General features: G+C 36.4%; 18 protein-coding genes. 8 read left to right on the top strand and 10 right to left on the bottom strand.

Annotated elements, in window-relative coordinates:
- Positions 1–66: 66 nt before the first annotated feature.
- The 3 genes from O4O04_RS04810 to O4O04_RS04800 all read left to right on the top strand — a co-directional run bounded on the left by O4O04_RS04810 (position 67) and on the right by O4O04_RS04800 (position 2,910).
- Positions 67–750, top strand: a complete 684-nt coding sequence (locus tag O4O04_RS04810) for a TetR/AcrR family transcriptional regulator (RefSeq protein WP_272534529.1) — start codon at positions 67–69, stop codon at positions 748–750.
- 65 nt (positions 751–815) lie between these two features.
- Positions 816–1,136, top strand: coding sequence for a hypothetical protein (locus tag O4O04_RS04805; RefSeq protein ID WP_272534527.1), 321 nt, complete (start codon positions 816–818; stop codon positions 1,134–1,136).
- Positions 1,137–1,197: 61 nt separating this feature from the next.
- Positions 1,198–2,910 carry a TPM domain-containing protein gene (locus O4O04_RS04800; protein ID WP_272534526.1) on the top strand — a complete coding sequence of 571 codons (1,713 nt, stop codon included), beginning with the start codon at positions 1,198–1,200 and terminating at the stop codon, positions 2,908–2,910.
- Between the two features lie 79 nt (positions 2,911–2,989).
- Here O4O04_RS04800 and O4O04_RS04795 read toward each other — a convergent pair whose 3' ends face one another.
- The 6 genes from O4O04_RS04795 to purT all read right to left on the bottom strand — a co-directional run bounded on the left by O4O04_RS04795 (position 2,990) and on the right by purT (position 9,778).
- Positions 2,990–4,252, bottom strand: a complete 1,263-nt coding sequence (locus O4O04_RS04795; protein ID WP_272534525.1) for a tetratricopeptide repeat protein — start codon at positions 4,250–4,252, stop codon at positions 2,990–2,992.
- A gap of 1 nt (position 4,253) precedes the next feature.
- Positions 4,254–5,561: an AAA family ATPase gene (locus O4O04_RS04790; RefSeq protein WP_272534523.1), complete on the bottom strand. Its 1,308-nt coding sequence runs from the start codon at positions 5,559–5,561 to the stop codon at positions 4,254–4,256.
- 47 nt (positions 5,562–5,608) lie between these two features.
- Positions 5,609–6,985 carry an adenylate/guanylate cyclase domain-containing protein gene (locus tag O4O04_RS04785; protein WP_272534522.1) on the bottom strand — a complete coding sequence of 459 codons (1,377 nt, stop codon included), beginning with the start codon at positions 6,983–6,985 and terminating at the stop codon, positions 5,609–5,611.
- Positions 6,986–7,039: 54 nt separating this feature from the next.
- Positions 7,040–7,867: an aldo/keto reductase gene (locus O4O04_RS04780; protein WP_442915949.1), complete on the bottom strand. Its 828-nt coding sequence runs from the start codon at positions 7,865–7,867 to the stop codon at positions 7,040–7,042.
- A 241-nt stretch (positions 7,868–8,108) separates the two neighbouring features.
- Positions 8,109–8,354: a hypothetical protein gene (locus O4O04_RS04775; protein ID WP_272534520.1), complete on the bottom strand. Its 246-nt coding sequence runs from the start codon at positions 8,352–8,354 to the stop codon at positions 8,109–8,111.
- A 245-nt stretch (positions 8,355–8,599) separates the two neighbouring features.
- The gene (purT, locus tag O4O04_RS04770; RefSeq protein ID WP_272534518.1) at positions 8,600–9,778 is read right to left on the bottom strand and encodes a formate-dependent phosphoribosylglycinamide formyltransferase; all 1,179 of its coding nucleotides are present in this window, start codon (positions 9,776–9,778) and stop codon (positions 8,600–8,602) included.
- Between the two features lie 147 nt (positions 9,779–9,925).
- Between purT and O4O04_RS04765 the strand changes: the two genes are divergently transcribed.
- From O4O04_RS04765 to O4O04_RS04755, 3 genes are all read left to right on the top strand, one after another.
- A complete protein-coding gene (locus O4O04_RS04765) occupies positions 9,926–10,969 on the top strand; it encodes an SDR family oxidoreductase (protein WP_272534517.1) in 1,044 nt (347 codons plus the stop codon).
- Positions 10,970–11,043: 74 nt separating this feature from the next.
- Positions 11,044–12,624, top strand: a complete 1,581-nt coding sequence (locus O4O04_RS04760; protein ID WP_272534516.1) for a delta-60 repeat domain-containing protein — start codon at positions 11,044–11,046, stop codon at positions 12,622–12,624.
- Between the two features lie 205 nt (positions 12,625–12,829).
- Entirely contained in the window at positions 12,830–14,488 is a 1,659-nt protein-coding gene (locus O4O04_RS04755) for an Lcl domain-containing protein (protein WP_272534515.1), read from the top strand.
- Between the two features lie 86 nt (positions 14,489–14,574).
- Here O4O04_RS04755 and O4O04_RS04750 read toward each other — a convergent pair whose 3' ends face one another.
- The 4 genes from O4O04_RS04750 to O4O04_RS04735 form a co-directional block, all read right to left on the bottom strand.
- Positions 14,575–16,854, bottom strand: a complete 2,280-nt coding sequence (locus O4O04_RS04750; RefSeq protein WP_272534514.1) for an NAD(P)-binding domain-containing protein — start codon at positions 16,852–16,854, stop codon at positions 14,575–14,577.
- A 262-nt stretch (positions 16,855–17,116) separates the two neighbouring features.
- The gene (locus O4O04_RS04745; protein ID WP_272534512.1) at positions 17,117–18,283 is read right to left on the bottom strand and encodes a fatty acid desaturase family protein; all 1,167 of its coding nucleotides are present in this window, start codon (positions 18,281–18,283) and stop codon (positions 17,117–17,119) included.
- Complete coding sequence (locus tag O4O04_RS04740) at positions 18,280–19,398, bottom strand: ferredoxin reductase (protein ID WP_272534510.1); 1,119 nt, start codon at positions 19,396–19,398, stop codon at positions 18,280–18,282. Before O4O04_RS04740 ends, O4O04_RS04745 begins: the two co-directional genes overlap by 4 nt.
- A 249-nt stretch (positions 19,399–19,647) precedes the next feature.
- The gene (locus tag O4O04_RS04735; RefSeq protein WP_272534508.1) at positions 19,648–20,511 is read right to left on the bottom strand and encodes a DUF6962 family protein; all 864 of its coding nucleotides are present in this window, start codon (positions 20,509–20,511) and stop codon (positions 19,648–19,650) included.
- Positions 20,512–21,327: 816 nt separating this feature from the next.
- On the opposite strand from O4O04_RS04735, the gene O4O04_RS04730 reads away from it, so the two are divergent.
- Complete coding sequence (locus tag O4O04_RS04730) at positions 21,328–22,446, top strand: hypothetical protein (RefSeq protein WP_272534506.1); 1,119 nt, start codon at positions 21,328–21,330, stop codon at positions 22,444–22,446.
- A gap of 514 nt (positions 22,447–22,960) precedes the next feature.
- Positions 22,961–24,487: a methyl-accepting chemotaxis protein gene (locus O4O04_RS04725; protein ID WP_272534505.1), complete on the top strand. Its 1,527-nt coding sequence runs from the start codon at positions 22,961–22,963 to the stop codon at positions 24,485–24,487.
- The last annotated feature ends 404 nt before the right edge of the window (positions 24,488–24,891 follow it).

The raw sequence follows: 24,891 nt of genomic DNA, 5'->3' as shown, positions 1-24,891 counted from the left end.
TAGTCAATGACTACATTTTTTTCAGGAATTTGTTTCCAAAAATTTCGTGACCTGGAAAAATTGGCTATGCCAACTTCTAAACCAGCTTCGAAAAAGAAAACCATAGCTGTTAAGAAAGCAATTTCCATACACAAAGAATCTCTGAGCTCGGTTCGTGATCGTATATTGGAGGAAAGTCTAAAAATTATTTCCGAAAATGGCGCTCAGGCCTTGAATATGAGAGAAGTGGCACGCAGGCTAAAATTGTCACACGCAGCCCCATATCGACATTTTTCCAGCAAGGAAGACGTGCTTGCAGAACTAGGGAAGCTCGGATTTACAATGTTTGCTGAACATTTGGAACGGAATCTTCCAATAGCCTCAAGCAAAGAAAATCTAATGGAACGCTTCAAAATTATGCGGATGAACTACGCTGACTTCGTTGATAAATACCCTGAACTCTACCAAATTATTTTTAGCACAAATCTACCTGACAAAAATCTCTACCCTGAACTTCTCGTCGTTGCAAGAAAATCCTTCGAGATACTTCTCAACCAAATCGCAGCAATGAAAGCGGCCGGACTCATTGAAGAAGAAGACGTCATTCTTGCCTCTTTTTTCGTTCATATGCTGGTTCATGGACATATGAGTCTAAAAAAGACCGGATCCATTGACAAAATTTGTGAAGATTTGGGATACAAGGTGAATCTAGAAGAAGGTGCATCACGATTAATTTTCAATGCTTTAGGTATGAAAAACCCAAGTTTGTAATATTGTAATGTTTGAAGTTATTTACACACGGTTCTAAAAAGGTCTAATATTAAAGAGAGGGTTCCATGAAGGTAAATCGTTTCCGCAATTTCCGATGGCTCGTATTTCTGATAATCGCAGTTTTTATTAATTTAGATTGTGCTTCTCTAAGCAATCGCTCTAACCCATGTTCTGGCAGTTCCGATCCAGAATGTGATTCGAATTCAAGAAATGGAAGTGCTTACCAGAGAGATCAACGGTTCTTTAGATTTCCGTACAATAATTACAGATATCATAGAAATACGCAAAATCCAAATTTTAACAATAATAGAAAGCAACACAATCCTCTACATATTCCGAAACAAAGATTCAATAATGCAACCAGACCATCTAAATGGAAATTATAATTTCTAAATAAATTGTTTCCATACAAATTAGGATATGTATCTTCATCTTTTAAAAGCAATTATGAAGAAATCAATAATCCTATTTACAATCTTAATTTGTTCTAATTTTCTATCTGCGAAGGATACTCCGAATTTTACAACCAGGGTTCTTGATGAAGCAGGGATCTTAAATGCGGAGACTAAGCTTGCGATCGAATCTCTCTCGGAAGATTTGGAAAATCGTACTTCTGCACACTTGATACTTTACACGACTCCTACTTTAGATGGAGAAATTTTAGAGGAATACTCGATTCGAGTGGCTGAATCGAATGGGATCGGTCAAGCCAAAAAGGACAATGGAATTCTTGTAATCATTGTAACAGATGATCGTAAAATGAGGATCGAAGTTGGCTATGGACTCGAAGGAACTTTAACAGATCTTTATTGCAATAGAATTATTCAGAATATTTTCATACCCAATTTTAAGTTAGGTGACTACAATATAGGAATTATGCAAGGTATGATAGCCATTCGTCAAATTTTGGATGGAGATGCAGAGGGCAATCCCAATCTAAATCCTGAAAAAATTGAAGAAGATATACTCAATCAGAGAAAAGGAGACCATTTTCGGGAATGGAATCGGGTGGATGAAGAATCCTTTATCCAAACACTAGTACTGCTTGGAATTTTTCTTCTTATTGGTGTCTTGTCAAAAGTTTTGGAATCCAAATTCAATTGGCTTGCGAATACAATTTCTAGAATCATTTTCGGATTTCTTGCAACTTGCCTCTCATTGTTTTTTACACCAAAAGGTTTTATTCTTTTGCCATTTATCGTTTATATATGTGCAATCTTCTATAGCTTGGTATTTCTTTCTGAAGAGAAAAACCATAAAAAGAAATCCGATTCTAAGGCGCAATTAGCCTATCCAATTATCCTTATAGCTCATTTGATTCTTGCGATTGCTATCTATATCATTGATGAAGACGTAACAGTAGGTATATCGTCATTCATAACCTTAGTTTTACTTTTTATAACAATAGCGATAAAACTAAATATTGATGGACATATACAAAATTCTTATGATCTAGTTTTCAAAAAATTAGGTTTCGAAGATAGAAGCTTTTCTGCAACCAAAGGATATTTCTTTTCATTTCTATTGTTTTGTTTATTTATCATCTCGATTATTTGTGACTTGTCGTTTCCTACAGCATTGTATCTTTTTAGCTTATTCGGACTTGCTTTCTTTATTGGATTCTGGGTAAAAAGCGCAAAATTCTTAATCTATTTTGCAATTGCTTATGGAATTTGGGTAATAGCCTTTTTTACTTATTTCTATCATATATTCGAGATTGTACCAGAAACAATTGAGTTAACAACATTTGTGATATCGGATGCGATTGTATACTATTCTTTATTTCATGGATATGCATCGTTAATACTTGTACATAGGTTTATTCCCTCAACGAGTAATATTGTACGACTTCTAAAATTTTCCTTAATAGCACTCCTCTGGACAATTGTTCCATATATCAATACATTGATTCAAGGCGGTGAATGGCCGAATTTGTTGATCTTTCCGATCAATCTTGGAATAATTTATTTCATAAAATTTTGTAAGGTTGTATCTGAATCCGACACAGGTGGCTACTCTTCAGGAGGTAGCTCATATTCTAGTTCAAGCTCCAGCTCTTCGAGCTCTTATTCAAGCTCATCATCTAGCAGCAGTAGTGGAAGTTCTTATAGTGGTGGAGGTGGAAGTTTTGGAGGCGGTGGTTCCAGCGGAAGTTGGTAAGCGATCCAAAACAGTATTGTAGCTTTACCTTGATCTGTAAATCTATAGATTCTGATTATAAATCCAGGGTCTTTCTATTTCAAGAACCTGGATTGGATTCCTTAATCAAAATAAAATTACTCAACCAATTGAATCCTACAAATCCAAATACAAATAGCATGGACGCTCCATTGAAAATCTCCCCCTCCGTAAAGGTAAAATACAGAGATAAAGCTCCAAGGATTGCCAAAAGAATTGTATAGCCAACGAGCAGGGTTTGAGATTTGGATGCTGAGAACATAACACCTAACGGTGCCATCATGACAATTCCAAAAATTCCAATCGGTATAAATCGCATATCTTCAACATACCAACCAATCAATAAGCTAGCTATTCCAATCAACAAACTTATTCCAACTAAATTGGAGCTCAATTTCTCCTTTGAATCTAGAAGAAATTGACCATATCGATTCAATCTAAGAAATAAATTACTGATCGGTGTGATGATCCAAGTGGAGAAAGCTAATACTCCCATAATAACTACGATCGGAATCAAATAAGGATAAAGATTCTCATAAGATTTAGCAACAGATTTTAAAATTCTAGTTAGGACGTAGAATCCAATTATAAAAGCCCATTGTCCTCCACTGGACAATCGCTCCATCCAAAATGAATATTTCAGAAAAATTCTATATAAAAAATATCGGGCTTTTAGAGCTTGAACCATTCCTAATTGTGCATAACCTGAATTCGGGTCATGCAATAATGCTTCTTTAAAATGTTCTAATGCTCGGGCATGCTCGTTTTTTTCTAGTAAGGACCAACCGTAATTAGCATGAGTATAAGCATTATTTGGATCTTCTCTCAGTGCTCCATCAATCGTGTCAAATGATTCTTTTTTTCTATTTAACTTAAGCAATGCGGTGCTTCTAGAATTTAGAGCAAGAATATTCTCTGGATTGATAGCAAGTGCTTTATTCGCAAGTTCTAAAGCAAGTTCGAATTTTTTTCTTAATATTTTTATCTGTGAATCTAAAGCGTAATAGTATTCATCATTAGGATTAAGAGAAATAGCATCTTGAATACTCTGTTCTGCCTCTTTATATTTTTCTTTGCTAATTTCAAGTCTAGCCTTAAGATAAAAAAGATCAGGATTGGTAGGCTCTAATCCTATCGCATGTTGAATAATTTCAATACCTTGGTCATATTTACTCAATTGCAAATAAACTTCTGCAAGAAGAGACAAAAGTTCAACATTATTCGGTTCATTAGTCAATAAATTCTTAATATTCTTCTCAGCGTCTTTATAATTGCCTTGCTGGATCAAAATGCCAATTCTTGATAGTTGTAAGTCGTTATTCATTTTATTTTTTAATTTTTAGATAATCTAGGATTTCGTCGTATAAACCTGAGTCATTTGCAAATAGAGCAAAGTTCTTAGCAGTTGCAAACCACTCTTGAGTACTCGGTTTGTGAATCTTGATAGCATTCAAGAGATCTTTATTCGAGATAGGTTGAATCTGTCCATCTTCAAACGAACCTTCAAGTTTATATTCGATTGCTCGATCAATGATTGCATCTATATCTGCGCCCGAGTAGTGATTCATTTTTTTAGCGAGAGATAAATAGTCCAAGTTCTCAATAGGTTTGTCTTTTAGTTTCAATCTAAGAATAGATTCTCTCGATTTTTCATCTGGTGGAGGGACAAACAAAATACGATCAAATCTTCCCGGACGTCTAAATGCTGGATCTAGATTCCAAGGAGTATTGGTCGCTCCAATTATCAGAATTCCTTCATTCTGAGATTCAATTCCATCTAACTCTTGTAAGAATTGATTGATCAAATGTCTACCACTGGATTGCTTCATATCCGTACGACTTGCACCCAAAGCATCGATCTCATCTACAAAAAATACACAAGGCGAATTATCTCGGGCCAATTCAAAGATATCGTGAAGATTCTTCTCACTATTTCCAATCCACATATCCAAAATATCATTCAGTCCAACACTTATAAACTTTGCATTGACCTGACCTGCTGTAGCTTTGGCTAGATAAGTCTTACCGCAACCTGGTGGGCCATACAATAAAATTCCGCCACCCACTTTTTTACCGTACGCTTTGTACATTTCAGGATGTGTTAGAGGTTTGATAATCTTTAAATCGATTTCTTTCTTTATGGAATCCATTCCGCCAACATCCGAGAAGTTGACATTCGGTTTTTCCAAAAAACGGTGATCAAGACTATCGTCTTCATATTCATCCAATGATTCCGACTTTAATCTTAGTTGTTCGTCAAGGTCGTCACTGGTATTATTTGGATCTAAAAGTAGAGCTTTCTGGTAGAATTCCCTAGCTTTTAAAATAGAATTTTCTTGCATTAGACCTTTTGAATACAATAGAAATGCACGAGAATCATTATAACCTTGGTCTATAATTTCTTCTAAGATTACATTGCATGCAGAATAATTGCCTTTTCTGTAATACACATCCGCAAGACCAAACTTAGCCTTGGGGTCTACATCATTGCGAGCAAGGTAGGTAAATTCTTCTTCGGCTTCATTCAAACGATTCATTGCAAGGTAAGTCTCTGCAAGTAAAAGTCGTAGCGGATTATTGTCCGGAGAATGCTTGAGTGCCTCTTTTAAACTAGATAAAGTTTGTTCGTTCATACTCGGTTATTCAATTACTAATTTCACTAATTTATATTCAATAAAATTTATCTTGCTTTTACAACTATTTTACCTCCCCTAGAAATTCTTGAGTAGATACTCCAGAACTCTTCATTTCCAAGTTTATATTCGTTTTTAGAAATCTCAGATTTAGAATTTTCAATATAACTTTGATTATTTGATTTAGATAAAGATGAAATTTTCATTTTACCTTTGTATTTATTCTTGAGATCCAAAAGATAATACATCTCCATATCTCCCTTATTTTTTGCAGCAATTGCACCTCTTGATTCCAATTGGAACAGAGGATACAATAGATTGTAGACCGCACTTGATACGTTTACTTGTCCTGGACTTCCTGAACTTTCCATTCTGCTCGCAGTATTAACGGTATCACCCCATATATCGTAACTAAATTTTTTATTTCCAATGACTCCCGCAGTTAGATCTCCCGTATGAAAACCAATCCGAACTTGCCAGAATGGTTTGCCATCTGATATTTTCTTGTTATACAATTCGTTCATTGCATCTCTCATTTCAAGTGATGCCAGAGCGCAATCGAAAACATGAGTGTGATTCGATTGTGGAATTCCACCGGCGCACATATAAGAATCTCCAATAGTTTTGATTTTCTCTAAACCATATTTATCAATAATATTATCAAATATTGAAAAGCATTCGTCTAGTTCTTGGATCAATTCTTTTGCTGACATCTTCTCACTGAGCTGAGTGAAACCTTTAAAATCCGTAAAGATCACAGTCGCTGAATCCACTTGAATTGGATCAACACGATTCTTTTCTTTGAGCTCTGTTGCAATCGATACAGGTAAAATATTATGCAATAGTCTTTCAGAATCTTCTAAGGCTATGTGTAGAATATTTTCAAAAAATTCATTCACCACTGCTTGATATTCACTACTCTGTTCATAGATCACATCCCAGGCTTCTTTATAATCAATATCAGGAATATCGAAAATAATTTCTCGAAGTAGCTCTCGCATATTATTTTCGTAATTTAGAAAATCTGACACTGCAAATCCAGGTCGCTTGTAATCAAACTTATTGAATATATCTAATGTTATACGGTGAAAATCTTTACGACTTGATTCTGACCAATCCAATAAGCATAAAATTCTCTGAAGGAATATTAAATTGTACGAATCAAGAGTGAATTGATCATAGGCATATACAAATTTGTTTTTCTTCCACCAGAGTAAAAATAAATTAAATCTTGGCTTGGGTGTTATTTCCAATTCAGGAAGAACACTTAACAATTCATTTCGAACCCCAGTGTGAATCTCTCTTGCAGTCTTGCCATCAAAGATTGAACCATCCAGAACTTCGGAAGATTTAGCCAATTCCATATCGAGATGATCCAAAAAATGTCTACCTATATCTAACGCAACTCTATGCCTAGTATTCATTGATTATCTAAAATCCTATCCTATTCATTTTTTCACAGAATCGAGAGTTAAACTTCATTCGACAGTCGTTGGATCCCAACATGTTCGCAGTCCTTCATCCCAGCTTTCCATTGAGACCATGTCTGCTGCATTGATCTCAAAATCATAAACGTCTGCATTCTGGACAATTCGTTCGGGATTTGCAGACTTGGGAATCACAACCATTCCCTTCTGTAAACTCCATCGAATCAAAATCTGAGCGTTGCTTTTGTTATATTTTTTTGCAAGTTCACTTACTTTAGGATCGTTTAGTTTCTGTCCATGCGCAAGTGGACTGTATGCTTCTAAGATTATTCCCTTCGAATTACAAAAAGAAAGAAGTTCATTATTGTTTAGGAATGGATGATATTCCACTTGATTCATCGCGGGCAATACCTCTGTTTCATTGATCAGCTCTTCTAAATGCCAGATCATATAATTGCTCACACCGATGGCCTTGGTTTTTTTATCAGATTGGATTTTCTGCAATGCGCGCCATGAGTCTTTTCTTTTGTCAGCAACTGGAAAATGGATCAAATACATATCAACATAATCTGTCTTTAGATTTGATAAAGATCTATCGATCGCTTTCAAAGCCGAATCATATCCCTGATCAGCGTTCCATAACTTCGTAACCAAAAAAATTTCCGATCGTGGAATTCCTGAATCTCGAATCGCATCACCAACTTCGGACTCATTTCCATAAATCGCGGCGGTATCGATATGTCTGTAGCCTGCTTTGAGTGCGGAAATCACAGCTGAATAGCATTCCTTCGGCTTGGACTTCCAAACACCCAATCCAAATCGGGGAACCAACACATCTTGATTAGATTTAATCATCGAATTTATATTCAATTTTTCCATAATCATAGTTGGACTGCTGACAAACTCTAGTAAATCATAAATTTACTTAACTTGCAGAGAGATTGTTATTTTTTGTACTAAATTGATTAGATTGCACTAACATCATTGTTAGTTTATTGTATGGATAATAGGTTAATTGACTTCAAATTTCCAATGCATAATCGAGAAAAGAGGATAGATATCTTAAAGGGTAATTGTTGATACATGGTGGCTCGGGATGAGCCACCATTTCTATACCAGATTAATGGTATTCTTTGTTAGTCTTTGGACACATTTGATTTAATGTTTTGTTATCATCAAAATGTATTGCTTTCACTATTCTATTGATAAAGGCATCAGATTCAATATCATAACCTCTATCGTGAGCTTCAGTTAAACAACCTTCCAGAAACTCTTCGTTAATTTCATAGTCATATGCTGACAAACCAGCAAATCCCATAGAAACAAAAAGCAATGCTAAGATAGCAAAGTTTTTAATTTTGTTCATTCTTGTAAATCTCCTATACTCGTGAAATCCACGAAATAATGAGCTTGCATAGAATTTTAGAAAAGTAAAGAATTTTTTAACTTTTCTAAAAAATAAATTATTAACTTTTTTTCTAATAGGGTAAAATCCCCTATTAGATTTTTTTTAAAATTTTGGGTTTAAATCAATTTTAGTAAATCATTCGTTTGAATTAGAATCTTCGGATACTATTATTAGTTAATATTATAAATTCTTGAGTTGTGAATTTATAATAAATGCAACTTACTTGCCGTTAGCCTTGCTCTTTGTCTAGCATCTTCGATTGTTGATGATCTTGCAAGAGCCACACCCATCCTACGCTTTCCATCAATTGTAGGCTTTCCGAATATACGAATATCTGTTTGGACATCAGTTAATGATTCAGCAAGGCCACCGATTTTAGGAGAATCTGTCTTAGCTTCCAATAGTATCGCAGCACTGGCTGCAGGAGTATGGTAAATAATTTCTGGAATTGTGAGTCCCAATAAAGCACGTAGATGCAATGAAAATTCAGAAAAATTCTGGCTAATAAGTGTGACAAGTCCTGTATCATGCGGTCTTGGTGAGACTTCACTAAAGAATACTTCATCACCTTTTATAAATAGCTCAACTCCAAAAATTCCAAATCCTCCCAGTCCGCTGGTCACTTTGTTCGCAATCTCGCGTGCTCTTGTTAGAGCAAGATCTGACATTGGCTGAGGCATCCATGATTCTACGTAGTCGCCATTTACTTGCTTGTGGCCAATTGGTTGAAGAAAAGTTACGCCATCAACATGTTGAATTGTAAGCAAAGTTATCTCATAGTCGAATTGGATAAATTCTTCAATGATCATTTTACCTTTGCCTGCACGACCGCCCTTCTGACCATAATCCCAAGCAAGTTCAATATCATTATCTGATTGGATTAGACTCTGCCCTTTGCCGGAAGAACTCATAATTGGTTTTACAACGCATGGGAATCCAATGGACTCAATGGCTGATCGAAATTCCTCAAACGTATCTGCGAAAAAATATTTAGAAGTTTTCAAGCCAAGTTCTTTACTGGCAAAATTTCGAATACCTTCCCGATTCATTGTGAGGTGAACAGCCTTTGCTGATGGTACAATTTTGAAACCATTTGCTTCCATAGAAACGAGTGTTTCAGTATGAATGGCTTCTAGCTCAGGAATGATGAAATCTGGCTGAATTTCTCGAAGGGACTTCTCGAGCTCAGGACCATTGAGCATGTCAATCACTCTAAACTCATTCGCTACTTGCATTGCAGGTGCAACTGGATAACGATCAATGGCAACAACATAGATTCCCAATCTCTGTGCTTCAATAGCAATTTCTTTACCAAGTTCTCCTGAACCTAGTAATGCAAGTTTTGCGGGTTTTGATCCAATAATTGTTCCTGAGTGATTCATGTTTATCCTTAGAATAAAAAATTTTTTATATAAGGGAAATACTTTAGTTTCAATAAATTTTTGCAAATGCTATTTGATTAATTTTTGATTTCTACTAACTTAGGCATAACCGAATCAATTTCGATTGAATAATAAGGAATTCTATATATGCCAAATTCTGATAAAAACATTCCCATTTTTGTATCTGGTGCGTCCGGATATATCGCATCTTGGATTATCAAATACCTACTAATCGATGGATACAAAGTTCATGGCACTGTCAGATCACTAAATGATACGAAAAAAATTGAACATTTATTAAAATTTCAGACAACCTATCCTGGACAATTGAATCTATTCGAGGCGGATCTTCTATCGCCGGGATCATTTGACACAGCAATTGACGGATGCGAAATTGTAATTCATACAGCATCGCCTTTTTTCGTAACAGGAATCTCAGATCCTCAGAAAGAATTAATTGATCCAGCAGTCAAAGGTACAGAGAATATTCTAAATTCTTGCAATAAGTTTTCATCGGTCAAACGCGTTGTTCTTACTTCTAGTGTGGCTGCCGTAATGGGCGACAATATCGACGCACAGAAATCCAAAGATTCAATCTTAGATGAGTCTTATTGGAATCAGACTAGCAATCTCAGTCACCAACCATATTCCTATTCCAAAAAGATTGCCGAAGAGATTGCTTGGAAAATTGCATCTGAACAATCACGATGGGATCTCGTAACCATCAACCCTTCTTTTGTATTGGGACCATCTCTATCAAGCAGAATGGATGGAACAAGCGTACAATTCGTTCGAAGATTGATAAGCGGAGAATTGAAAATGGGTGTGCCGAATCTTTATTTCGCAGTTGTTGATGTTCGTGACGTTGCTCAAGCTCACCTCCTTGCTGCTTTAGAAAATAAATCCAAAGGAAGATACATTTTGTCCAATACTACCAAGTCTATGTTAGAATTGTGCCAGATTATAGAAAAAATTTATCCAAACAAATATCCGACTGGTTCTTTTGCACTTCCTAATTTTCTGATGTATGTAGCTGGGCCAATTCTTGGATTGAATTGGGAATTTCTAAATAAAAACTTAGGGATTAGTTTCGGATTCAATCATTCTCGTAGCTTAGAATTGGGTATCAAATACACAGATTTAGAACTCACTCTCAAAGATCATGTTGAACAACTGAATAAATTGAAATAAATTACCGATTTTTATAAATAAAAACCATATATGAATTGACAATTTATTAAATTGCTCTATATTCTATCAGAAATATGGAGTCGAGAAATTATAGCTTAATTTCATCATATATTAATATAGCATTGTATATATTCACCGTAATTTGTACATCTGCTTGCGAAATTATGCCTTCCATTGATAAATTACCGATCCATGAAGCTCTAGAAATTCGAGCCTTTATCTGCCTGACTGATGCGAGTTCGAATTTATGCAATGGAAGTTCTAATTCAACAGAAAGTGAAGTATCCCTTAGTCCTGTTACTGGACTTACTGCAACTCCAAGTTCCATATTTGTTAGATTGCAATGGACGAATTCAACTGAACCAAGTGTTAGCGGTGTCAAAATTCTACGAAAACTAGGAGCTTTTCCTGAATCTGCAAATGACGCAAGTGCGACTGAAGTTTATACGGGATCCAATTCGGAATTTCTGGATAGTGGACTCACAAGTTCTACCAGTTATTTCTATTCTGTTTACTCAACAAATACAGCTGGTGCATTTTCGCAAGCATCACAAGTGACAACAACCACGAATGCATCGGGAGGGATAGATCCTTCTTTCAACCAAGGAACGGGAGCAATTGGAGGAGCTATCCTTTCAGCAATTCTCCAACCTGACGAAAAAATAGTGGTGGGAGGAGATTTTACCACTTATAACGGAGTCTCCAGATCCCGTGTTGCAAGAATCCTGGTAGATGGCGCTCTTGATACAAGTTTTGATCCAGGCACTGGGACTAATTCTCGAGCGTCAGCACTGGATATTACTTCAGATGGTAAGATTTATATTGGCGATAATTTCACCTTATACAATGGAGTTACGAGAAATGGCTTGGCTCGATTACTTCCAAATGGTGATTTAGATTTAACTTTTGATCCGCTTCTTGGTCCAGACAATCGCATCAGGGCTGCGGGTCTTCAATCCAACGGAAAACTAATTATAGGTGGGATGTTTTTAAATTACAATGGAACTCCTGTAAATCGTATAGCGCGTGTTAATACAGATGGAAGTATTGATCCCACATTTATGATTGGAACGGGAGCCAACGCATTGATTCGAGATATTTATGTAATGCCAGATGATAAAATCTGGATCTCGGGAGATTTCAACTCATTCAATGGATCAGCGAAACCGTATATAAATCGATTGATGCCCGATGGGAGCAATGATCCCAGTTTTACTCCTGGAGGCGGGCCGAATTCTACTGTTACTTCGCAGTGCTTTCTATCCGACGGATCAAGTATAATTTCTGGGATATTCAATACTGTCTCTGGGACTCCAAGACTGAATTTGGCTAAATTAACACCTAACGGAGCTCTGGATCCATCCTTCGATCCTGGAACTGGTTTAGGTGGATCCACTTTTATCAATTGCTTAGAGCTTCCAGACAAAACCATTTTTGGTGTGGGAACTTTTACTACCTACAATGGACAGACAAGAAATCGAGTAGTGAAAATATTACCATCAGGAGCAATTGATCCTAGTTTCAATCCAATCAGCGGTGCTTCTGGAGAAGTCGCGCGCGTATTTTTTACTTCGACAGGTAAGCTAGTAATAACCGGTTCACTTACCTCTTACGATGGTGCTACTGTCAATCGCATAACAAGAATATTTCCATAGCCATTGGAAAATATCTATCTAACTAATTAATTCTAGACAAAATTATAAATACTCGATGGCAATCACAACCGACTATAACTCTTCCCGTTTACTCCATTAATCCAATTGGTTCGCATTACGGTCGATATATGCTTTTTTTATTTCATTTGCATGCCAATAATATTTTAAATGTTGATATCGTTTTCAATGATTAGAAAAAAGTTTCATGCGCATAACTTTTATTTTGCATAGATTCTTCAAATTATTTATAAGACTTTTAATTTTTAGTTTTGGATTGATCTCATTTTATGGATGTGAAATTTTTCCAACTCTGAACAAATTGCATATTGATAATCTAGCTGAGATTAATATTGCAATCTGTATTGCAGATCCATCTTCCAGCTTTTGCGAAACTGGTATTCCCAATTCCACAACGGAAACAGATGAAGGCACCGATTCCGAAGAAGGGGAAGTGCCTCAGGAGCCAATTACCAATCCAGAACCTCCTAGTGTCATAGAGCCTGATCTAACGCCTCCTACTCTTATCAGTACTTATCCATTGAATGGTTCATCGCAGGTTCCACCTTGTGATGGGAATCCATGCCGAGGGCGAATCATTTTGACCTTTTCAGAATCTATGGATACGAACAAGAACCATTCAATGGACATTTTTGTTTCCGATGCCGGCACTTTTCTTCCTGTATCAAATAATCCAGAATTTGTATGGACAACTACATCTTTTGCAAATGATACCTTAAATGTTTTTGTATCTTGGTATTGGTTTCCTGAAAATTCAAGACTGCAATTCAAACTTGATATTGAGAATCTAATGGATAGTTCTGGCAATAAATTGTTGACACCTATTGAATTAACTTTCGCAACAACTGTTTCGAATCAAAGTTTTCAGATCTCGGATACTGATGTCTCGACTTGCTATAATGAATCTGGATCTGTTCCTGTATGTGCTGTTGTCTCTGCTAGCTATCCCCTCCAAGATGGAAGCCTCATTGGAACACCTCAGAATCGCTCTTTTGAAGGTCCCATACTCGCAGGAGTTGGAGAACATATAACGCGCGATAATGTATCAGGACTTGTATGGGCTACCTGTAATATTGGACAGTCTGGAGTTGGTTGTTCTGGTATAGAGGAGAAATTAAATTGGTATCAAGCCTTAAATGCATGTCATAGTTATAATATGGCAAATTTTGAATCTGGATATGCGAATCGAAAAAACTGGAGACTTCCGACTAAACAGGAAGTCGCTTCACTTCCGCCGCTAAACTATTTTAATCCTGCTTTAGATCCGAGCCTCTTCCCAAATTCTACATCATCGAATATATGGACTCTAACTGGAAGGGGAACAGATTCCTTTGGATTAAACTTTGCATGGAACTTAAATGGAAATACAGGTATAATTCAGAACTCAATGAAGACGAGTACATCCTTTATTGTTAGGTGTGTCTCTTCGCAAGCTCTTAATCTTGCAAGAAGTTTTACCGACAATGGTGATGGAACTATAACCGATAACAATGCTAAACTTAGATGGAGAAAATGTGTAAATGGTCTGTCTGGTTCAAGTTGTGCGACCGGTAGTGTAATGCCAAGTAATTGGGGAAATGCACTTTTGGAATGTGAAGCCCTGGGATCTGGATGGAGATTACCGAACTACCATGAGCTACTAAGCCTGGTCGACAATCGATTCAACGCTCCTTCCATTGATCCAATCTATTTCCCGAATACATCTCCGTCTAGTCACTGGACTTCAACTACTTCGGCTGATAATTCCAAAAATGCATGGATTGTCTTATTTAGTAATGGAGCATCCAATCCTGTAACTAAAACATCATTCGCTCCATTGATACGTTGCGTACGAAATGAACCATAGCGATTTGGTAGTATATTTATAGATTATGAATAGGTATATAGCAAAGAATATTCTAATATTGATTAGAATTTCTAAAACATATTCATCTATAATATAGACTTCAATCTATCGAATACAATCCCTTCTGCTGAATCCAATCTTCCAAAGCTAAGAACTTGTGTCGGACAGTTGACTACACAGGCTGAACATCGAACACACTGAGGATCTTCCATGGGAATTCCTTTGTTCGCAAAATTCATAATGTCAATACCTTGATGACAGACAGATGTGCAGACATTACAGGAAATACATTTCTTTTTATCAGAGAAAATTCGAAATTGAGAAAATCGAGAATAGATATGCATAAGAGCTGCAAGCGGGCAACCAAATCGACACCAAGTTCGACCAGAAAAGTGAAAATACAATCCAACACCCAATATCCCAGCAATCCAAACATCTACCACATAATAGTAATTAAGTGGAAACCAACCAAATAATATGAAACTAAATACATAATTTGCGTAATATCCTACAACACCCGGAACAAACCAAGAAAGAATTCTTAGCAATAGTAGAATCATTACTATCGCGAGAATTCCTTGACCCAGAAAATTCAAGCGATTCCAGAAAGGACCATGTGGCATCTTTTTACGATGGTCATCTCCAAGAGTTTCTGCCAAAGCTCCACAACTACAAATCCATCCGCAATAGGCACCTTTGCCCCATCGCCAAACAATGATTGGTATGATGACAAAAGTCTGAATCAAACTAATAACCAACCATCCCCACATGGGAGATCCAGAAAAAACATTCCAAATAAACAATGGCCATGCTAAAACAAAACCAAAAGCTCGCCAATACTCGCGCCCAAGACCATAATCAACTTTTGGGAAAAATTCATCCGCAAACCAAGCACCAAATCCAGATTCAAAAACTCCGATACTTCCAAGCCAAGGAAACAAGAAATAAGGTAGAAAAAAAAGTGGGAGAGCTTGGAAAAAAAATAATGAAATAGTCTGCAATTTTATATAAGGAGTCGGTCTCTTGATCACTCGACGAATTCCAAAAACCCCAACCAACGCTGTATACATGAATGAATAATAGAAAGATGGACTAACCAAATTCATTGCAAGAACCCAAGTCATTCCGTTTTCTTTGGAGAAATGCTTCGCCCACGATTCAAATCCAAATGGAAATAAATGATTGCCTTTGAAAAAATTTGAAATCCATGATCCATCCATCTTCCAATGATACAAGCCAATGCAAAAAGCCAAAAAACCTACTAGAGTGAGAATCTTGCCATAGTTCCATTCGCCCATGATTGCGATTTTGGATCTTCGAAAAAAGTCTAAGGGCGCTTTTCTTCCAATTTGTGTGAAGACAATATCATTTTTTATTAAAATTTCTTTACTTTTGTTCTGTACAATCCGTACGGAATCTGGCTTAATTTCCTGGACTGCAGAATCCAAATAGGCAGTTATTTCTCCTGATTCTATGAGAACGTTGATTTTTTCAATATTCTCTGATTTAGCTTTCGCAAAATCCTGACCTCTATGAACAAGCGTTACCTTGCCACTCGATTCAGAAATAGCAACTGCAGTTTCCAGAGCCGTATCCCCTCCTCCGACAACAAGCACCTTCTTATCGCTATAAACGGCAGGATCATGCAATCGATTGAACACTTTGTCCAGATCTTCGCCCGGAATATTTAACTTGCGGTAGTTTCCAGAATTGCCAATAGCAACTACAATATGATTCGCTTTAGCAATTTCTTGTTCTTCTTCATTGACTATGAAAAAATATCCATTTTTGGATTTTTCAAATTTGTATGCTTTATCATGAATTATACGATTCGAATTCACAAGCACTTTGCTTGATTCTAGCAGCTCAGAAACCAGTGCTTCTTTCACTGCCCCCGTCATTTTCAATTTCGTATCTGGGATAAAATCTTGGGGGTAGAGGAAAATTGGTTTGCCTTTTGGAAAATCCAAAATCGTTGCAAAATTGCGATCAGCTTCTATAATTTTGAAATTGAGATTAAGCTCTTGGGCTTTCAGACCGGCAGATATTCCAGAAATTCCACCTCCAATGATCACAAGATCAAGTATAAGATCTTCACTTTTTATATTGCGATTCTTAGTATATTCGCTTGAATCTTCTGGCTCTTTGTCTTTGTCTTTGTAATTTGCTTTGTTTGTTTGATTCTTGATTTTCTTATGAATTGATATTACAGCTTTAGATCCGCTATCTGCCGCTGTCTTCAGAAGAGGAATGCCCGTTAAGTCACCAACGATCCATACCCCTTCAACATTGGTCTCACCCGAATCTTGGATAACAGGAAGGCTCGGGACTAGTCCCGCAGGCCATCGAAGGTGTAACCAATGCATATATTTCTTCAATTGTTTCAACATCTAAGGAACAGATTTCCGTTTTTCTCTGAATGAATCAATTGAAATTTTTAATTTATAAGATAAGCATGGTTCCAATTCGGACTATCTTTTGAGATTTTCCATAGAAGTTGATCGGGAAGATATCTTAATTTAGAAATTAATTTTCAATAATTAATTGAATAAATCCTATTCTCGAGATGTAAATCAATAAATCTCCAAGCCTAATACTAAGCTTGAAGATTTCATGATTAAGAAAATGTTAAGCCCGAGCAAGCTTTACATTAGTCTTTAGATTTGGTCCAGGGAAAGTCATTCTGAGGATTCGCATAATCGTTGTTCCAAATTGTCGACTGAGTCTTCCTGTATTGTAAGGAAGGTTGAATCTAGCACAGAGTGCTTGAATTCTTGGAGCAATTTCTGGATAACGATTGCTTGGCATATCAGGGAACATATGATGCTCGATCTGATGGCTAAGATTGCCAGACATGATATGAAATAGCTTTCCACCCTTGATATTGCACGATCCAAGAAGTTGTCTCACATACCAATGCGATCTTGTTTCGTTCTCCACTTGTTTGCGAGAAAATACATGAACTCCTTCCGAGAAATGTCCACAGAAAATAATCATGTAAGTCCATAGATTTCTTAAGATACAAGCAACCGCATTGGCTCCGGCGACATAGAAGAAGAAAGGACCGGCAAGCAAAGGAAATAAAATATAATCTTTGAGAATTTGGCGAAGCATTTTCATTCCAGACTTGCGAAGAATTGGACGCATCTTGGATAATTTTCTCTTACCAGTTAGAACGAGTCCCAATTCTAATTCTTGGATGGCAACTCCCCACTCAAAGAACAGAGCAAGTAACAGAGCATAGATGGGATTTCCTAGATTGAATTTCGTCCATTTCTGTTCAGGGAAAATTCTAAGGAGTCCGTATCCTGCAACATCTGCATCTTTACCGAACACATTGGTCCAGGTATGATGACGCACGTTATGTGAATGCTTCCAAAGATCAGAGGAACCAGCATGATCCCATTCCCAACTACCCGATTGAATATTCGGATCTCTCATCCAATCCCATTGAGCATGAGAAATATTGTGGCCAATTTCCATATTTTCTAGAATCTTCGCTGTGGCGAGCATTAGCACACCAAGCCCAATCACTGGGAAAAAGTATAGATAACTTGCAAATTGATGACCCCATTCAGGCAAGAATCCAATACTAGCAAAAATGATCACTCGCCCAATCAAAGCCATTGATCTTTGGATTTTGATCAGTCCACGAATGTAGCGTGCATCTCGTTCACCACGTGAATCCATGATCTCGTTTCGAATCTCTTCAACTTCGCGACCGAATTCTTCGATTTCTGCCTCATTGAGAGGAACGGGGAATCCTACTTCTTGTTTTAACATTGCTTTGTTCATAGTTCTACCTCAACATCTCCTATTGATGCACTTACACATATTTGAATATTCTGACCTGGTTCTGAAGTGATTGATCCATTGCGTAGATCACGAACCGAACCTGATACCAATTTGCAATCACAGCCATGACAGATTCCCATTCGACAGCCATGCGCTGGATTGAGACCTGCATCTTCTGCCACTCGCAAAAGATTCGTTACACCATCAGTATCATAATCAATTTCACTTTTGGTAAAATTTACCTTTCCGGATAGTATACTTCCAGTCGGAGTCTCTGCCAATTTTGCTCGGAAACGTTCCGTGTGAAGATTTCGAGAGAGTCCAGCTTTTGCCCAATGCTCTTCTAAAGAATCCAAAAGGCTTGCAGGACCACATGCCCATACTTCACGATCTCGCCAATCTGGACAGATTGTCTCCAATTGCTCCGGATTGAAGTGTAATTTTTTCGAAGTTTTCTCACCTAACTCTCGTGTGTAGATGCGAGTGAGATTGTAGTTTTTCTGATTCTTGGACAAATTGTCCAGTTCTTTTCCAAAAATCACATCGTAAGCATGAGGCGCATAATGGATATGTGAAATATCAGGAAGAACTCTAAATTCTTTAGAATAGTTCCGAAGCATTGCCATAACAGGCGTTATTCCACTTCCCGCAGTTATAAATAGAGGATGAACTGGAATCGCATCTGGTAGAACAAATTCACCTTGAGGATCACCGATTGGTAAGAAACTTCCAACTTTCAGATCCCGCACAAGATGATGAGACACACGACCATTATCAATTGCCTTAACCGTAATCGATATGCAGCCGTCTTTTGAGCCAGGAGCAGAGGAAATCGAGTAAGTCCTAGTATGGCGCATCCCACCGATCGGGACACCAACTCGAATGAATTGGCCAGCTCTATGATTTCTCCATCCACGTCCAGGCTTGAGTGTGATCGTGCGAGAGTCTTTGGTTTCGTCCCATACTTTTACTACTTTCGCTTGAAGAGCATGTTTGGTCCAGAGAGGATTGATTAGCTCCAAGTAATGAGAGAATCGGAGAGGATATGCGAACATATCTACAAATTGGGTAAATTGATTGAAGGTTTTTTGGTAAACAGTGTTAGTTTTCGACATAGCTAATGGTGTTAATTATAGCGAGAATTTGTCAAGAAAAAAATACGAAAATCCTCAAGAAATTATAAAAAAAATTGAGGAAGGTAGATTCGACTCGATTGCCCGATTATAAAGGATTATGTCCCATAAGTAAGTTATAATAGCTAGCATGCAATTATGTCGCTTTTGATAGTTCAATCTGTTCCGTTCGGGGATTATGTCCCATACGATTGAAATCCTCTTCCTAATCGCAGGGAATTTTGCATTAATTTAGTTCAGATCTTGGATTTTATCGGGTAATTTTTTGCAAATAAACCAAACCCAAAAAATCAATCCGACATGGAGCACATCATTTTCTGTAAACCAGATGCCTTTATTCCAGAGCAAGGAAGTAAGATCCATTTCTAAAGACACAACATAAGCAATCATAACAAGAATTAGGAGTAACCAAGTAATTAAGAGGTTTAAGTTCATATTGTCCTTCTTCGTAAAATACCCATAAGCAGAGCTTGCTAGGAAGAAAACTACTGCTGGCAGACAAGACAATTCCAAGAACTCGAAGGAAATAAAAAATTGAATCGGAATAATCGCTCCGTATATTACTAAACAAGAATAAACGATCGTATTGAGAAGTGAGTATCCAATTAAGATTTTACGGAATAAACCTTTCGCATTTGTATAAGCTGCAGCAACCAAGAACCCATTCATCCCAGCATTTTGTAGGATTTCATAATTTATTTCCCACCACGTAGTCCAACGACAGTATTCTCGACCAGAACATTTTAACTCATAACCAAAAGCTTGGTAGGAAATTCCGGCAAGGATCGCTGCAATGCCTGTCAAGAAAAATCCGATCGCCCACCATAAGCGAGATTTCTGAGCGCGAAGATCTCTAATGAATTGGTAGCCTACATAAATATAAAAGAAGCTAAGTAAAAATACAAAAAAGCTGGAGCTTGGCTGACTTAGGACAAAACCATTTTCCCCAAGCGGTATCTGCCAGAAGTGCTGTCCTGAAAGAAAATCCGATGGCGTGAGATTGGGAGAATATTGGATGGTATCAATTTGATTGCAATTTGTAATCAAATGAATTGAAATCATAAATAATATACATTTTAAAAACTTAAGAATCATAAGAATTTCCTGCGCGATCGTGATTGAGAAATTCAATTAGTTTAGAATTCTCTTGTTTAGTATACAATTTTTATGAACTGATTGATAAAAGAGGCTCAAGAATTTATTTTCTCACTTAATAAAATGATTTTTTTTAAATTTCTATTTTATTCAGACTAGTATTTATATTAATTTATTAATATAAAATCACCAGACAAATCAGTGAAATAGCCTTGGTGACTAGCACAGTGGGACGGACGCCGATCCTTTATGTCCGAGTACAATGTGGGAATTCTTTGTATATTGCAATGCCGACCTTCACGCCAGAGCCAGGTGAATTTTCTTCAGCTCTGTCTTTAACATTGACAACCACTGAATCGCTAGGAAATATATTTTATACGACCGACTCATCCAACCAGTACGTTGCTTATTTTATTAAATTGCGGAGATAACTACAACTATTGAAAAAGTCACGTTAAGTCTTTCGGATACTACGAAAGCATTATTTTGGATCACAAATACCAGTTCGATCTGCACAAATTCTCGGGAACTAGCCTACGTCGAACAATGATTTGAATCAAAGAAATTTAACTTTGTTTCAATCAACAAACAGATTCTGATTCTAAATTGAAGTTTAAAATATTCTATTAGGATTATTCTTCATCCTGTCGGGATATTAATTTCTCAAATTTACCATAGAATTTATTTTTTTTATAATTTAACTTTTAAAAAAAACATAAATCTAAATATATCAATCTAAGATTCGTTTTCAGCTAGCTCAACTAATTTTATAAAGGAAAAAATCGAAATTCGATTACAATATTAAAGGATCAACTCTTGAAAAACAATATCATTCAAACCTCGAAATTTTTTTTAGTATTACTCATTACATTGTTCGGAACAGAATGTTCAGGCGTAGAAAAAAATAAGATATCTCAGCAGAAAAGTTTCAATACGAACACAACTAAGGATTTAGAGTTCACAAATTATGAACCAAAAACTCGATTGCAAGTCTTGAAAGAATTTGATCCTACAATAATTAAGGGTTTGGCAAAAATAGCATCGCCTGACAATTATGGAGCACTTAGTAAGAATAAATCTGGATACTTCCATGTCCGATTTCAAATGTCGATATCCCAGCTAGCAGACTATGCAGTGGCAAGCGAAGATGTAGATGCGCTAGACATAGCCATTAAATCAATTGAGTATTCGTTTCAGTACCAGCAAGGAGATGGAAACTTTAGGTTAGCTATCCCGAACAATTTAAAAGATCAAAAGCCGAATCCAGCAGATATAGCGAGTGGAGTTTCATTCTTCTTATCATCAGTTGGTTTGGGTTTGGTTGATTTTCAACAGAGCGAGTGGTACAATTCGTCCGCTAACTCGAATTATAAATCTAGAATCGAATTACTTCGTCCAAAACTAAATCAGTCCGCATCATGGCTACTATCACAAAAATCTGTACTTAAACTAGGAGACAAGAATGCACCCAATCGTTTATTATTCGATGCATTGGCTTTCTATAGCTTGGGATCTTGGTTAGGAAGAAACGATCTTAAATTTGCGGCTAAAGAATTTGCATTTCTCGCTATTGCTTTATTAACCAAGGATGGATATTTCTTAGAAGGTGGCGGTTGGGACAGCAGCTATCAGGGAGTGGCAAACAATGTTGGTATGAATCTTTTTTCCATTCTAAGTGAAGACGTTTCTTGGAAACAAAATTTATGGAAATCCTTAGCGCGATCAACGGCTTGGCAGAGGTCTAGAATTCTGCCTAGTGGAGAAATTTCAACCAAAGGGAATACGCGGGTTTATTCTGGCGGTGAATCTTTCATGGGAGAGACAAAAGCTATGGACTGGAAACAAACAATGAATAGTTTTTATTTGATAGGGTACTACTCAAAAGAGCCGATTTATATAAACCTGGCAAATCTTGTACTAGAATATTATAAATAACTAAATCAAAAAACTCCATTTTCCGAGAAACCCATCTCGAAGCATCGGATAAAGAAACCAAATCTTTAATGGATATTTGAAGCAAATAATCATGGATTTGGTTTTTAAACTGAAAATTCAATGCTGATCAAATTGAAGAATTGAAATTGTTTCCTTACACTTCGATTCGTCTTTCCATTACTAATTTTTAACTTCGAAAGAGAATAACTACTCGAAACCTGATCCAAATTGAACAAATCGGCCAAAGGTTTCATAACGCTAGTTCCAAAATGATATTAATTAATTAAATATATATGATCTGTACATTTTGTACAATGTAGGCCGAATGTCACATCGAGAAAAATGTTTTCTATCAAATAATTATTTTTTCATTGCGAAATAAACAACAATTCATCTTAGGATAAATCTAGGGTAAAATTCCTTCAATGAAATGGAGACTAGTCCTTAACTCATAAAATTATGGAGATTCAATTGTATGTCTTTAAATAATTCAAACTATTTGGAAAAGGGGAGTATGATTGCGAACAACATTCGCCTAGTCTTTGCCTTTGTAATGTTATCAATCAATCTCTTCTTTATGTTCGCAATACCGACCACGGATAGGACAATGACTATTACATTATCTATATTGGAGTTATTTATAATAATTTATGGTGCATATTTATATTTCTTATCAAAACGGGGAAGTTTTTATCCTAGATTAGCGTATGGTTCTATACTACTTGATATAATAGTTTATTCTAGTATTTTTGCGATTGTAGTCATAACTTCCATAACACCAGAACAAAAGGTTGCAATAGCTAATTTGCCTTTCGTTATTCTTACCTTATTTTTCGTTGTAATCTATTCAGGATTTCTCTTATCTCATCGAATAACATTATTGGTGGGATATATTGCGATTTTTAGCATATTATCATATGTTTATCTAGCTGTAATCGGTGGGGCTGAGATCAAATTTATCGCAACAGGTCCAAACGAATTCTCAATACCTTATATTGGCATTAATTCAATTGCAATGATCTGTGGAGTACATATGATGAGTTCAGTCGTAAGATTTATGGCAAACGCGAGTCTGGAAGCAGTTATTTCAGCAGAAGATGCAAGTAGAAAATCTGATACTGCGAATGCAACGAAACAAAATATTCAAAAAGAAGCAGAATCCTTAAATAAAAGTGTTCAAGAAATGATGGAGTCTATGGATTCACTCAATTCAGAAATCCAAACTCAAGTATCAAGTGTAGAACAAATTAGTGCTTCAATGGAAGAATTGGCTGCGTCAATGAATAGTGCAGGTGACTTCGTAAAATCACAATTTTCTAAAATTGAAGGTCTGAACCAAGAAAGCGCAGTAATGGATAGAATTTTATCTGAAGTAAATATAGCTACTAACAATCTTGAACAAACTACGGACGAGTCGAAGCAATATAGTTTAATGGTAACCAATGCGATGGATTCAGTAAGTTCAAATTTTGAAGAAATAAAGTTGAGCTTCCAGAAAGTAGAAGATGTTAACCAAATCTTAAGAGACATCGCTGATAGAACTAATTTACTTGCACTCAATGCTTCCATTGAAGCTGCAAGAGCTGGAGATCACGGCAGGGGTTTTGCTGTAGTAGCTCAAGAAGTAGCCAAATTAGCTGATAGTTCTCAAGAGAATGCATCACTTATTTCTAATATTATAACTCAGGCTGCGAAGCAAATTGTGAGTGGCAATTCTGCTGCATCAGAGACAAAAGAAAAAATGGGAGTTCAAGAAAAAGGATTCGAAATTTTAGTATCGAACCTTAAAGAACTCAAAACTAAAGTTCAGAAACAAGGAACGATTCACAGTTCGTTTCTAAACTCATTTCAAGAATTATTCTCTCTTTCTAAACAACTTGAAGTTGTTGCATCTGAACAAAAGATTGGAACCAAAGAAATGTCTCGCGCACTAGTATCAATTGAACAATCTGCATCTTCATTGGCTGATAATACTTCACATCTTAGGGAAACCGTTAGCGGTTTATCGAAACAATCAGAACGATTAGCAAATCATTCTTAATAGGTTTTGAAATAATCAAGGATATTTAGAATGCCAAAAATCATTTCTAATATTACTTTGTAATCTTGAAATTTTCGGTAATTCTGATTTTTTAAAATATAAGGAGCTGGGCGACCATTTTGATCTATTTGTAAAATAATGAGGCAGCAATTCCATAATGATTTTTTATTTCAATCGTATCATCGAATTGGTTTGAATACCATTTATCTTTCATTAACGTAAAATTCGCATCCTTTAAAAGAAAATTTATCTTTTAAATACCTTTCCCTATAACCTACACAAAGAAGCAATAGAACAGCAAAACGAGTTTTGACTTCAGATTCTCATCCATTGTAACCCAAAACTCCCCCCGCAAAAAGCTCCCCAGCACCATTTTTCATTCGTACACAAAAAAAGCTCCCTCG

This window comes from Leptospira sp. GIMC2001, assembly GCF_028462125.1.
Classification (GTDB): Bacteria; Spirochaetota; Leptospiria; order Leptospirales; family Leptospiraceae.
Note: the sequence above shows the minus strand (reverse complement) of the source record. Positions and strands in the feature narration are given on the sequence as shown.

What these genes read in the sequence shown, in the direction of transcription:
- O4O04_RS04780 (WP_442915949.1), bottom strand. Translation starts at nt 7,867, where the DNA reads ATGGAAAAATTGAATATAAATTCGATGATTAAATCTAATCAAGATGTG.
- O4O04_RS04745 (WP_272534512.1), bottom strand. Translation starts at nt 18,283, where the DNA reads ATGAACAAAGCAATGTTAAAACAAGAAGTAGGATTCCCCGTTCCTCTC.
- O4O04_RS04760 (WP_272534516.1), top strand. Translation starts at nt 11,044, where the DNA reads ATGGAGTCGAGAAATTATAGCTTAATTTCATCATATATTAATATAGCA.
- O4O04_RS04775 (WP_272534520.1), bottom strand. Translation starts at nt 8,354, where the DNA reads ATGAACAAAATTAAAAACTTTGCTATCTTAGCATTGCTTTTTGTTTCT.
- O4O04_RS04750 (WP_272534514.1), bottom strand. Translation starts at nt 16,854, where the DNA reads ATGCATTGGTTACACCTTCGATGGCCTGCGGGACTAGTCCCGAGCCTT.
- O4O04_RS04735 (WP_272534508.1), bottom strand. Translation starts at nt 20,511, where the DNA reads ATGATTCTTAAGTTTTTAAAATGTATATTATTTATGATTTCAATTCAT.
- O4O04_RS04790 (WP_272534523.1), bottom strand. Translation starts at nt 5,561, where the DNA reads ATGAACGAACAAACTTTATCTAGTTTAAAAGAGGCACTCAAGCATTCT.
- purT (WP_272534518.1), bottom strand. Translation starts at nt 9,778, where the DNA reads ATGAATCACTCAGGAACAATTATTGGATCAAAACCCGCAAAACTTGCA.
- O4O04_RS04740 (WP_272534510.1), bottom strand. Translation starts at nt 19,398, where the DNA reads ATGTCGAAAACTAACACTGTTTACCAAAAAACCTTCAATCAATTTACC.
- O4O04_RS04725 (WP_272534505.1), top strand. Translation starts at nt 22,961, where the DNA reads ATGATTGCGAACAACATTCGCCTAGTCTTTGCCTTTGTAATGTTATCA.
- O4O04_RS04765 (WP_272534517.1), top strand. Translation starts at nt 9,926, where the DNA reads ATGCCAAATTCTGATAAAAACATTCCCATTTTTGTATCTGGTGCGTCC.
- O4O04_RS04805 (WP_272534527.1), top strand. Translation starts at nt 816, where the DNA reads ATGAAGGTAAATCGTTTCCGCAATTTCCGATGGCTCGTATTTCTGATA.
- O4O04_RS04810 (WP_272534529.1), top strand. Translation starts at nt 67, where the DNA reads ATGCCAACTTCTAAACCAGCTTCGAAAAAGAAAACCATAGCTGTTAAG.
- O4O04_RS04755 (WP_272534515.1), top strand. Translation starts at nt 12,830, where the DNA reads ATGCGCATAACTTTTATTTTGCATAGATTCTTCAAATTATTTATAAGA.
- O4O04_RS04785 (WP_272534522.1), bottom strand. Translation starts at nt 6,985, where the DNA reads ATGAATACTAGGCATAGAGTTGCGTTAGATATAGGTAGACATTTTTTG.
- O4O04_RS04800 (WP_272534526.1), top strand. Translation starts at nt 1,198, where the DNA reads ATGAAGAAATCAATAATCCTATTTACAATCTTAATTTGTTCTAATTTT.
- O4O04_RS04795 (WP_272534525.1), bottom strand. Translation starts at nt 4,252, where the DNA reads ATGAATAACGACTTACAACTATCAAGAATTGGCATTTTGATCCAGCAA.